The 12,093-nt window shown below is 38.0% G+C and carries 8 protein-coding genes; 3 read left to right on the top strand and 5 right to left on the bottom strand.

The window, feature by feature from the left end; genetic code table 11:
• Positions 1-7 precede the first annotated feature (7 nt).
• The gene (locus VHP32_05645; GenBank protein ID HEX2787371.1) at positions 8-1,219 is read left to right on the top strand and encodes an ABC transporter substrate-binding protein; all 1,212 of its coding nucleotides are present in this window, start codon (positions 8-10) and stop codon (positions 1,217-1,219) included.
• On the opposite strand, the gene VHP32_05650 is transcribed toward VHP32_05645, so the two are convergent.
• From VHP32_05650 to VHP32_05665, 4 genes are all read right to left on the bottom strand, one after another.
• Positions 1,216-4,314, bottom strand: coding sequence for an efflux RND transporter permease subunit (locus tag VHP32_05650; GenBank protein HEX2787372.1), 3,099 nt, complete (start codon positions 4,312-4,314; stop codon positions 1,216-1,218). The two genes, VHP32_05645 and VHP32_05650, sit on opposite strands and share 4 nt — an antisense overlap.
• Positions 4,315-5,382 carry an efflux RND transporter periplasmic adaptor subunit gene (locus VHP32_05655; protein HEX2787373.1) on the bottom strand — a complete coding sequence of 356 codons (1,068 nt, stop codon included), beginning with the start codon at positions 5,380-5,382 and terminating at the stop codon, positions 4,315-4,317.
• 314 nt (positions 5,383-5,696) lie between these two features.
• On the bottom strand, positions 5,697-7,025 hold the full coding sequence (locus VHP32_05660; protein ID HEX2787374.1) for a replication-associated recombination protein A: 1,329 nt from the start codon (positions 7,023-7,025) through the stop codon (positions 5,697-5,699).
• A 76-nt stretch (positions 7,026-7,101) separates the two neighbouring features.
• The gene (locus VHP32_05665) at positions 7,102-8,463 is read right to left on the bottom strand and encodes an NAD(P)/FAD-dependent oxidoreductase (protein ID HEX2787375.1); all 1,362 of its coding nucleotides are present in this window, start codon (positions 8,461-8,463) and stop codon (positions 7,102-7,104) included.
• Between the two features lie 128 nt (positions 8,464-8,591).
• Between VHP32_05665 and kbl the strand changes: the two genes are divergently transcribed.
• Together kbl and VHP32_05675 are read left to right on the top strand one after the other, a co-directional pair.
• The gene (kbl, locus tag VHP32_05670; GenBank protein HEX2787376.1) at positions 8,592-9,809 is read left to right on the top strand and encodes a glycine C-acetyltransferase; all 1,218 of its coding nucleotides are present in this window, start codon (positions 8,592-8,594) and stop codon (positions 9,807-9,809) included.
• Between the two features lie 56 nt (positions 9,810-9,865).
• Positions 9,866-10,780, top strand: coding sequence for a hypothetical protein (locus tag VHP32_05675; GenBank protein HEX2787377.1), 915 nt, complete (start codon positions 9,866-9,868; stop codon positions 10,778-10,780).
• A 25-nt stretch (positions 10,781-10,805) separates the two neighbouring features.
• Here the strand turns inward: VHP32_05675 and VHP32_05680 are convergent, their stop codons facing one another.
• Positions 10,806-12,050: a YHYH protein gene (locus tag VHP32_05680; protein ID HEX2787378.1), complete on the bottom strand. Its 1,245-nt coding sequence runs from the start codon at positions 12,048-12,050 to the stop codon at positions 10,806-10,808.
• Positions 12,051-12,093 lie beyond the last annotated feature (43 nt).

The following is a 12,093-nucleotide window of genomic DNA, read 5'->3' on the forward strand; positions in this document are numbered from 1 at the left end:
TCATCATATGAAAAAAATATTTCCCTTTTTAGTATTTATTCTTTTATTTAGCTCAAATGTTTTTGCAGTTAATGAAATAAAAGTTGGTGCTTTGCTTTCGCTTACGGGCGATTGGTCATCGCTCGGTCAAACCAGTAAGGCTGCCATCGAGCTTGCCGTAAGTGACATCAATAAATTTTATCAAAGCATCGGTTCAAACACGAAGATAAGTCTAAGAATTGAAGATACAAAACTTGACCCGCAGACTGCTTATGAAAAGCTTCAGCAATTAAATAAGGCAGGATATAAAATAATAATCGGTCCTCAGTCGAGCGCTGAAATCCTCGGATTAAAAAAATATGCAGATGAAAACGGAATTCTAATTATCAGCATGGGAAGCACTGCAAGCAATTTATCAACTCCGAATGATAACATTTTCAGAATGTGCCCTGATGATTTTCAGGAAGCCAAGGCAATTGTGTCATTAATTCAGGATGATGGGATTAAGTACATAATTCCGGTTTATCGCCTTGATATCGGGAATGAAGGTTTATATAAATCCGTTTACGATGTTGCTAATGAAGAGAAATTATTCTTAACAGAGCCGGTCAGTTATACAGCAGATGCAACTCAGTTTGCTAATGTTCTGGAACTTGTGAAAAATAAAATCACAGAGGCAACATCTAAGTTTCCTTTGGCACAGGTTGGTATTTACCTTGCGGCATTTGATGAAAATATGGAGCTTTTCAGAGAAGCTTCTACAATTCCGGAGCTTTCAAGAGTTAAATGGTATGGCAGTGACGGCGCAGCGTTGAGCAATGTTTTAATTTCAAATTCGGTTGCGTCGGATTTTGCAATCAAAGCAGATTATCCCTGCCCCATTTTTGGTTTGGATAATAATGCTTCTGAAAAATGGATGCCCGTGAAACGTGCAGTTCAGGATATGACAGGTATCGAACCCGATGCGTTTGCATTATCGGCATATGATGCAATGTGGCTTATCATTACAGCACAAACAATGAATAATTTTTCCGGCGACATTAATAAAATTAAATCTTCACTCATTCAAAGCGCATCTAATTATTATGGTTTAACCGGATGGACTCATTTCAATGCTGCAGGCGACAGACAGTTTGGAAATTTTGATTATTGGATTGTGAAGAAAAATGATGACGGAACTTATTCATGGGTCAAAGTCGAATCTTATAATGGAATGAGTGGAGACATAATCGGCAATTAAGTCAGAACAAGTTCTTCGTCTTTGTCTATTTGTTTGCTCTTTTCATATTCCTCGATTGCAGCAATGCTTGGCTTTTTGCTTGAGAGATATGAATAAATGGCAGGGATAACGTATAGTGTTAAAAATCCTGCAAATAATAATCCGCCGACAACTGCAATTCCAAGCGATATTCTGCTTCCGGCGCCGAATCCTACTGCAATTGGTAAAATTCCAAATAATGTTGCCAAACTGGTCATAATTATCGGTCTGAAACGTTGATGAGCTGCTTGGAGGACTGCAGAAATCTTATCCATTCCCTGTGCCTTTTTCTGGTTTGCAAACTCAACAATAAGAATTGCATTTTTGGTTATAAGACCTATCAACATAACCATCCCAATCTGGCTAAAGACATTCAATGTCATATCAAAATACCAAAGCGACAACAATGCACCTGCAAGAGCAAGTGGAACTGAAAGAATAATTATGAACGGGTCGATGAAGCTTTCAAACTGAGCGGCAAGCACGAGATAAATTATTACAATTGCAAAAATAAAAACAAACAGCAAGCTTGAGGAGCTTTCTTCAAAATCTTTTGACTGCCCGGTGAATGCAGTTGAAAAAGTTTCATCTAAAACTCTGTCAGCAATCTCTTTCATTGCGGCATTTCCGTCGCCGATTGTATATCCCGGTTTTAATCCGCCGCTTATCGTTGCAGAAACATTTCTGTTATATCTGAATCTTTGTGTAGGAACTGCCTGCTCATTTAAAGTAACAAGATTGTCAAGCTGGACAAGGTCTCCATTGGCATTCTTAACAAAAATGGATTTTAAATCCGCCGGATTATCCCTGTATTCACGATTAAGTTGTGCAATAACCTCGTACTGTTTTCCATCTTTAAGGAAATATCCGAACCTTTGTCCGCCGAAAGCAACCTGAAGGGTTCGTCCAACGTCTTCGATTGAAACTCCGAGGTCAGCTGCTTTTTCTCTGTCGATTGATAAAGTAATCTCCGGTTTATTGATTTTTAAGTTTGCATCAACAAACTGCAGTCGCGGATCTTTGTTTGCTTCTTCCAGAAACCTTGGCAGCGCTTCGGTAAGTTTTTCAAAATTCTGCGCAAGTATTGCCATCTGAACAGGTTGACCTCCAAACCTGCTTCCAATTGTCGGCGGTTGTGAAACGGAAGCCCGCACACCTGAGAACTGATTTACTTCGCGTGATAATTTTCTGAAAACATCTTCCTGTGTTTTTGCACGGTTTTCAGGTTCGATGAGATAAATATTTACAACACCTGTATTTACAGCACCGCCTCCTCCTCCTCCGGCAACAATTTCAGTTGGGAAATATGCTTCAGGAATCGAGTCAATTACATATTGCCCGATTTCTCTGATGTATTTTTGCGTAAACTCGAATGAAGAACCTTCAGGTGCAGTTATCTGAATCCGCAGATTAGACCTGTCTTCAAGCGGAGCAAGTTCTGATTTTAAAGATGAGCCAATCCAGTAAATCATTCCGAATATTCCGAATATGAGAATGATTGCCATCCAACGGACTTCCATAAATGCTTTGAGTGACTTGCTGTATGCATTCGTAAGCCATTGAAAAAATGGTTCGGTCTTTTTATAGAACCAGCTTGGCTCGTGCTGTTTTAATAATCTTGAACTCAACATAGGACTTAGTGTCAATGCAACGAATGCCGAAATAATTACAGACCCGGCAATGACAACTGCAAACTCTCTGAATAATCTTCCAGTTAGTCCCTGCAGAAACATAATCGGAAGAAATACAGCTGCAAGAACAACTGTGATGGAAATGATTGCAAGAAAAATTTCTTTTGAACCTTTTAGTGCAGCTCGCATCGGGTCCATGCCTTCTTCGATTTTTGCATAAATATTCTCAAGTACCACAATAGCATCATCGCAAACAAGCCCGATTGCAAGGATTATCCCGAATAGGGTAAGCACGTTAATCGAAAATCCCGCAAGATACATAATGAAAAAAGTTGCAATGATTGATACCGGTATTGCAATAACAGGAATGAACGTCGAGCGCCAGTCTCTGAGAAACAGATATATAATCAGAACAACAAGCGCGAACGCAATGAAAATCGTTTCTTCTACCTCGAGAACGGTTTTTCTTACGAACGTCGAAAAGTCAAAGACAAGTTCTGCATCCATTCCGGCAGGAAGCTCTGCTTTTATTTCATTAAACCTCTTATTGAATTCATCTGAAATCTGCAAAACGTTTGCCCCAGGCTGAGCAATGACTGCAATATTTACCCCAAGAACGCCTTTGCCTTTTACTTCATTTCGTTCATTCTCGGCTCCGTATTCCGCATAACCAATGTCATCAAGACGGACAATATTTCCGTCTTCCTGCTTTATTATAACTTTATTAAATTCATCCGGTGTTGATAATCTTCCGAATGTTCTTATTGTCAGCTCTGTATTATCTCCTTCAACTCTGCCTGAAGGAAGCTCAACATTTTCTCTCTCAAGCGCACGCTGAACTTCTACCGGTGTTAGATTATATGCATTAAGCTTATCAGGATTTAACCGCAGTCTCATTGCATATTTTCTTTCCCCGAAAATTCTCACGGAGCTGACGCCTTGTATCGTCTGAATTCTTTCAGCAATAACGTTCGAGGCAAACTGATTTACCTCAAGAATATCTTTTGAATCGCTCTTTACAAATACAATCAGAATCGGTACAGCATCAGCATCTGCTTTTTCAATTGAAGGATTGGTAATATCCGGAGGAAGCTGTCTTTGAACTCTTGACACACGGTCGCGCACGTCATTTGCAGCTGCGTCTATGTCTTTGCTTAAGTCAAATTCAATGCTTATCTGGCTTGACTGTTCACGGCTCTGGCTTGTCATGATTCTGATACCGTCAATGCCGTTTATGGATTGTTCGAGTGGTTCTGTGATTTGTGATTCGATTACTTCAGAGTTTGCGCCGGGATACGAAGTGTTTACTGTTATAACAGGCGGGTCGATGTTCGGGTATTCACGAACTTCGAGATTCATAAATCCGAAAATTCCGAATATTACAAGAAGAATCGAAATTACAATTGATAATACAGGTCTCTTTATGCAAACACTCGATAAACTCATTTATTGCTTAACATTAACTACTTTAATTTTCGAATTTGGTCTTAATCTTAAAATATTTGTCGTAATAACCGTATCACCCGGACCTAATTCAGTTATTATCTGAACATCTTTTTCCGTTCTTGCGCCGATTTCAACTTCGGTTAATTTTGGAACACCGTTTCTTAAAATATAAATACTCTGCCCTTTTAGTTTTGGAATAATCGCTTCTGAAGGAACAAGCAATGCATTGCTTACACTCCCAAGCTCAAGGTTCACTTTCACAAATGCTCCGGGAAGCAAACGGTTGCCTCTGTTATCTGCAATAGCCCTTAATAGAATGCTTCGTGTGTTTTCATTTAATTGTGGGTCATACGACACAACTGTTCCCGTAAAATTCTGGTCAATGCCATCTACTTTGAAACTTATCTGTTGTCCTTCTTTAAAGGCAACGATGTATTTTTCCGGAATAGAAAAATCAATTTTGATTCTTCCTATATCCTGAATAGTTGTTAGAACATTTGCATTTGTTACAAGACTCCCGATGCTTACGTTTCTGAAACCTGTTACACCTGAAAACGGCGCGCGAATACTTGTTTTGCTTAATTCAACCTCCACTAACTCCCTATCTGCACGTATTGTTGCAAGCTGGTTTGCTGTTATGTCATATTGTTCCTGAGTAGCTAATCCTTTATTAAGAAGTTCTAAATCTCTTTGTTCGGTTTTGATTGCAAGCTCTTCCTGCAAATCAAGTTTTCTCAAACGCGCAAGCAAATCCGAATCATCAAGCTTAAATAAAGTTTTTCCCTTCGGAACGTATGAACCCTCTTTGAAATAAATTCCCGTTATCTTTCTTGTAAGCTCGCTTCTTATCTGAACTTCCTCGTTAGCAACAATTGTTCCGCCTGTGCTAACCTGATTTTCAAGTTGAACAGGATTGGCAATATATACATCAACCGGAATGGTTTGGTCTCCTGCGCCCTGCTGTCCCTGTTCTTTGCTTTTTGTTGATAAAAGTTTTGGAATGATGAGCAATGCTCCAACTGCAAGTATTATTAAAACAATGGAAATGTTTCTTACGGTTTTTTTCATTAATAATTTAGATAAATCTTATTCTCAAATACTATTACGTGAAATGAGTTGTCCTGTTATGTATATGTTTTTGGTGAGTTTAGTTAAACCTGAATATTTGATTTCTCTCTCGGGGACTGAGTATTTCCTTCAGTTATTTTGACAGAAAACAATAACTTACGGTTTAACTTAATATATAACTTATAATAATATTTTTAAATGTTAAATAGTTCCTTAATTCCAATTAACAATGTGCAATTAGCAATTAATAATTAATTTAACAATAATATGAGCTTGGGAATTGTTCATTGCAAATTGTTAATTGAAAATTGATATTACCTCTTCTTTTTCTCTCCCCATAATTTATTTAACCGCTCACGGATTTTTGCTTCTTCGCCTTGCTCATTAGGATGGTAATAAATTTTATCTTTTATTTCTTCCGGCAGATAGTCCTGAATCTCAAAATTTTCCTCATAGTTATGCGAATATTTATATTCTTTTCCGTAACCCAAACCTTTCATGAATTTTGTCGGAGCATTTCGCAGATGAATCGGCACACCGTAAGCCGGGAGATTTTCAACATCGCTGTTTGCCTGACCGATAGCAACAACTGCTGAATTTGTCTTTGGAGCTGCTGCAAGATATGTTGCCGCCTGCGCAAGAACAATTTGTGCTTCGGGCATCCCGATATAATCAATAGCCGTGAACGCACTCGTTGCGAGAGTTAGCGCATATGGGTCGGCATTGCCGATGTCCTCGCTTGCAAGAATAATCATTCTGCGCGCTATGTATTTCGGGTCTTCTCCGCCTTTTAACATTCTTGCCATCCAGTAAACCGCCGCATCAGGGTCGGAGCCGCGAACGCTTTTTATGAATGCCGAAATAATATTATAATGCTCTTCTGCACCTTTGTCATATTTTGCATACTTAGTCTGAAACGCTTCCTTTAAAATTTCATTTGTGATTTTTATCACTCCATCTGTATCAGGTTTCTGTAACTTAATAGCAAGCTCAAGTCCGTTAAGCAGCCGTCTTGCATCACCCGCAGAAAATTGAATTAAAATTTCTTTACTCTCGATTTCAATTTTTTTCTTTGAAAGCTCCACATCATTTTTAAGAGCATTGTCAAGCAAGAATAAAAAATCTTCCTGCGTAAGTTCTTCCAAAATGAAAACTCTGCATCTTGAAAGCAAAGGCGGAATAACCTCAAACGAAGGATTCTCAGTTGTTGCACCGATTAAAGTTATAATTCCTTTTTCAACACTTTGCAGCAATGAATCCTGCTGTGCTTTGTTGAAACGATGAATTTCATCAATGAATAAAATTGTTTTCTTCCCGGTGTTTTTTAAAGTGAACTCCGCTTTTGCAATTGCATCACGCACGTCTTTCACTCCCGAGCTCACTGCGGAAAGCTGAATGAAATTTGCTTTGACTGAATTTGCAATTATCAGCGCAAGAGTTGTTTTGCCGACTCCCGGTGGACCCCAGAGAATCATAGAGACAGGTTCGTTGTTTTCTATTAATATGCGTATGGATTTTCCCTGTCCGACAAGATGCTGCTGTCCGACAAACTCATCGAGAGTTTTCGGACGCATTCTTTCGGAAAGCGGCTGGTTACCGGTTTTATTTTTCTTTGGTTCCTCTTCAGGAAAAAGTCCGTTCATATTCTTTAAAGATTGGTAAGACAGACATTCTTGTCTGTCTGGACAGGCAGGAATGCCTGTCCTACCCACAAAAGTTTTAATCTATCTTTCTTAACATTTTTTCAACCAATTCTTCTCCCTTTTTCCAGTCGATTTCATCAATATTTGACTTATTTTCACTTAATTCATTCAAAATCTGCTCTTGTATTTTACCACGCTCAAGCGCAACGCTGTAAGGCAACCTCATAAAAGTTACCATCGTATATTTTGGAATGAATTTATCAGGAAACTTTTTAAACAATTCACCTTCTATTTTTTTCTTTAATTGAAATCGTGGAGTTGCAACAAGGTCGCGCATCTCGATAAAGTTTTCTTGCGCCAAATCCGCAATTGCATCAGAGTTTATTTTTCGCACCTGCTGATACTCCGCAAAAATTTTCTTCCAGTCTCCGTTATACTTCCTTATATACTCATTCAAATAAACGCAATCCTCGAATGCAGCGTTCATACCCTGACCAAAAAAAGGAACAATCGCATGCGCTGAATCACCAAGCAATGCAATCTTATCATTATAAACCCATGGATAGCATTTAATAGTAATTAGCGAACCGGTCGGATGTTCAAAAAAATCTTTAGATACATTAGTCATTAATTTTTTTGCATCGGGAAAATTTTCTTCGAAGAACTCAAGAACTTTTTCAGGAGTCTGCATATATTCAAAGCTGTTTTTTCCACCGAGTGCTTCATCATAAGCAAGAAAAAGCGTGCAGGTAAACGACCCGTCCATATTAGGAAGCGCAATCAGCATATAATTTCCACGCGGCCAGATATGCAAAGCATTCTTTTCGATTTGATGCTCACCGTTCTTTCCCGCAGGTATTGTTAATTCTTTGTAGCCGTAGTTTTCATAGTCCTGTGAGAAATCGAATCTTGGAAGCTCGAGCATTTTCACACGTATAGGAGAAGCAACTCCATCAGTCGCAATTAAAATCTCAGGAGTAATCGAATTGCTCTCAGTCGTCTTGTCATTAACATAACTCACTTCATTTTTTTGAAAATTTATTCCCGCGCATCTTTGGTTAAAATAAAACTTAACATTTTCATACTCTTCTGCTTTGTCCATTAATTTTTTATTCAGCTCTGCCCGCGAAACCGAATTAATATATTCCGTGTCATCTTTTCCATATCTCAAAAAAGTTGTGTTGCCTTCTTTGTCATGTATAATTCTTCCATACATCGGAATGCAGATTTTTTTTATCTCATCATATAAACCTGTTTCTTTCAAACCGTGAATACCGCGTGTTGAAAGCGCGAGATTTATTGAACGTCCGCCGCCCGTATCTTCGACTCTCATGTCGGGACGTTTTTCAAAAATATCGACTGCATATCCTCTCTGCGCAAGATAAATCGCCAGCAAAGAACCCGCCAATCCGGCTCCGTTTATTGTAATTTTCTCCATAACTTGTATTGCTCTGAGCTTATTTTCTCAAAATTAAGGTTTAAAAATTGAATTAACTATTAAATTACCTTTCAATAAATTACAGCGTAAATCATAAAATAAATCAGCGCGTTCAGCGTCAAAGAAAAATGTACGGAAAATTCAAAACCATTTTACAAAAAGAACTTCAGTCAATAAAAGATGCGGGCTTATTTAAAACCGAAAGAATAATTGAGTCACCGCAGGGAGCGGAAATTACCGTCAACGGAAAAAAAGTTTTAAACTTCTGCGCGAATAATTATCTCGGCTTGTCATCGAGCCCGAAAGTTATCGATGCTGCCCATAAGATTCTTGATGAATATGGTTACGGAATGTCATCCGTGCGTTTCATCTGTGGAACGCAGACGATTCACAAAATTCTCGAAGAAAAAATCAGCACGTTCCTCCATACCGATGATACGATTTTATATGCAGCTGCCTTTGACGCAAACGGCGGGGTGTTTGAACCTCTGCTTGGCGAAAAAGATGCAATCATTTCCGATGAGCTCAATCACGCAAGCATCATCGATGGAGTTCGCTTGTGCAAAGCAATGAGATTTCGCTATAAGCACAATGATATGGCTGACCTCGAGAAAATGTTAATCGAAGCCAGACAAAAAGGCGCAGAACAAATTATAATAGTAACTGATGGCGCATTCTCAATGGATGGAACAATTGCAAACCTCAAAGCAATCTGCGACCTCGCCGATACTTATGAAGCAATGACAATGACCGATGAAGCACACTGCACGGGCTTTCTCGGAAAAACCGGACGCGGCTCGATTGAATACAACGACGTAATGGGAAGAATGGACATCATAACAGGCACGCTCGGCAAAGCACTTGGCGGCGCTATGGGCGGATTTACAAGCGGAAGAAAAGAAATTATCGAAATGCTCCGTCAAAGAAGCCGTCCTTATTTATTCTCGAACTCGCTTACTCCATCTATTGTCGGCGGCTCAATTGCTGTCTTTGATATGCTCAGTGAAACAACAGAGCTTCGTGACAAGCTTGAAGAGAACACAATGTATTTCAGGGAAAATATGACTAAAGCGGGCTTCGATATTAAGCCTGGTGTTCACCCGATTGTCCCGATTATGCTTTATGACGCAAAGCTGGCGCAGGATATGGCAGCAAAGCTTCTTGAAGAGGGGATTTATGTAATAGGGTTCTTTTACCCGGTTGTTGCAAAAGGACAGGCGCGCATACGCGTTCAGCTTTCCGCCGCTCATACAAAAGAACATCTCGACAGGGCAATCTCAGCATTTACAAAAGTCGGAAAAGAGTTAGGAGTGCTGAAAGAAAAAGAATTCGAAACAGTGAAATAAACACACCACCGTGTCATTCCCGCGCAGGCGGGAATCCAAACGAAATTATTAATATAATGAGTAAGGTTATTATTCTTGCAACAAAACGTAAAAACTTTTGGGAAAAAGCAAACGATGCAGATTTCTTAGAAACCGAAGTAAATTTTAAAGAGTTTAAAAATAATTTTGAATTACCTGTCATTGCTATAGGTCGTTATTACAAAGACTCTTCTAAAGAAAAATTTTCATATATAAAAATAAAAGATATAAGAAATTTTGATTCTAAAGTTTATTTTTCATTTGAACCATTTTTAAAATCTGATATTGAAAGTAATAAATTAGAAGATTGGCTTAGAAGTTTTAATTTTAATTACCGGTTAGCTTGCTCAGTTGACACAAACAAGATTTCAGAATTTTACAAAAAAAATTCAAATCTCATCCCTTCTTTTTTTATCAGAAGTAACCACAAAGAAGAAATTACTTGGAAAGATTATGTTGGTAAATATTATTTAGAATTAGAAAATGAACTTAACGATAATGATTTTGAAGATAGAGTAGCAAGACTTTTGCAAGCATTAGGCTTTGAAGTAATACAAATTGGTTATAAAATTATTGGTGCATATGCCGATGGAGTTGCTTTAATTAAAAATGTAAATACTAAATATGGAATAGTTTATGATTGCAAAAATAGCAATAGTTTTTATCCTGAGGATAAATTCTTAAGGGCATTAGAAAAATATCGTGAGCATGAAATAAATAAAAGAGATATATCAGAGTTACATCCTGTATTTATTTCAAAAAAATTCGAAAAGATTGAAAAAAGTGAAAAATTCCGTTGTCAGTATTTCGAAATTGAATCGTTACTTTTTCTTCTAAGTGTTAAATTAAAAAAAGGAAATTTATTTACACTATCACCGTTTAAAAATATTCTTTCTAGTAAGCAAACCTTAAGCATTGATCTAATAAAAAAAGAATGGGAATTAAATAATTAATATAAGGATTTATAATAATTTGTTGTTACTTCATCAAAATCATTTTCTTCACTTCTGACTTTCCATTGTTTTCAATCTTATAAAAATACACTCCGCTTGATAAGTTTGAGCCGCCGAATTTAACTACATAACCGCCTGCAGATAAATTTTCATTTATCAAAACTGCGATTTCCTTTCCTGACATATCATAAACTTTCAAAGTTGTTAATCCTGATTTTGCAATCTCAAATTTAATATTCGTTTCGGGATTAAAAGGATTAGGGTAATTTTGATACAAATTAAATCCCATTTCCTCATTTATGTTTTCAATTCCTGTCGGGAAAAACTGCGTTACTGTTTCTGTGATTGTTATATGTCCGCCTCCCGGACCTGTATTTCCCGCAACAACCACACCTTTATAAGTAGGTCCGACAGTATAAGGATATTCAGGATTTCCAAGCGAATCAATCGTTGCATAGTATGTATAAATTGCTGACGAGTATTCAGGAGTAACGTTTACTCTGCCGTTATGTTCATCCAGGTCACCGTAACCGGCAATGTATTCATAATCTTCTATGAAGCATCCTAATGGATATTGTGTGCTGATTGCAGGACCATATTGACTTGGCTGCAAAGGTGTTCCGTCAGGAAGAGTTGTGCGCTGTGTAATGTTTCTTTTTCTGTAACTCGACCTCATTCTTTTTATTCCTCCCGTTCCGTTTGTGTTTGCAAATCCATAAGCTCCATATATGGGATAACCATCAAACATATACCCAAGCAGTGGTGAGTGCTGTGATGAATTTGCGGTATAAAGTTTTTTCATGTTTATGTGATAATGATAAGCTCCGCCCGGCGCAGGATGTCCGCCTGATGTATCAAAACCTGTTCCTTCAAAATAATAAGCAATCCTATGCCATATGTTCTGATTGTTATATGATTGTGCATCACCTGAATTGAAAAGCACAACACCGTTTATCAGCACACCGATTTGTCCGCCGCCGACTGTTGTTGGACTCGGACTATTAACCGGGGTTCTTGCAATCTTGAATGTCCAGTTTTGATTTACCGGAAGATTCGGGTTCATTGCCCACGGACCGATTGTATAAGAGGGTATTCCCGTTGCTTTCACATAAACATAGCTCGCAGAATAAAACACCTGCTGAACGTCTGCAAGAATTCCATTATAACCGGTAACGGTATTGTTCTGCCTCCAGGAGTAAAGGTCAGGAGTTTGAGAGCTTGCTGTTGAGACGGTGAAGATTACAAGAAACAGAAAAATTATCGTTTTCATTTTTATTAATGTTAAATTAATAAATGTTCTTATACAAAATTAA

This window comes from Ignavibacteria bacterium (assembly GCA_036262055.1).
Lineage (GTDB): Bacteria > Bacteroidota > Ignavibacteria > Tepidaquicellales > Tepidaquicellaceae > DATAJP01.